General features: G+C 69.3%; 1 rRNA gene. It reads right to left on the bottom strand.

The window, feature by feature from the left end:
* Positions 1-263: 263 nt before the first annotated feature.
* Positions 264-380: ribosomal RNA gene (gene rrf, locus SACPADRAFT_RS0204545) — 5S ribosomal RNA — on the bottom strand.
* Between the last annotated feature and the right edge of the window lie 8 nt (positions 381-388).

The raw sequence follows: 388 nt of genomic DNA, 5'->3' as shown, positions 1-388 counted from the left end.
CGGCGCCGTCCCGGCGACCACCGTCACCGCGCGGATCGCGCCGGCCGGGACCGTTCGGCCGCCTGTCCCCGCTGCGCCCGGACTCGTCGCGGTCGGCACCGCGTCCACCGACATCGGACATGAACTTCTCCCTGCCGTCCTCGACCCCGGATCGCGCACTCCGCACCGGACCGTGGTCACCACTATGGAACTGGACACGTCGAAAGGCCCGCCGAAGTTGGTATCTGGCCAACCCCGGCGGGCCCTTCGCATTCACGTTGTGTGTTCGGCGGTGTCCTACTCTCCCACACCCGGGCGGGTGCAGTACCATCGGCGCTGGTGGGCTTAGCTTCCGGGTTCGGAATGGGACCGGGCGTGTCCCCACCGCTGTAACCACCGAACAACCCTC

This window comes from Saccharomonospora iraqiensis subsp. paurometabolica YIM 90007 (assembly GCF_000231035.2).
Lineage (GTDB): Bacteria > Actinomycetota > Actinomycetes > Mycobacteriales > Pseudonocardiaceae > Saccharomonospora > Saccharomonospora paurometabolica.
This window is presented reverse-complemented; position numbering and strand designations above follow the sequence as displayed.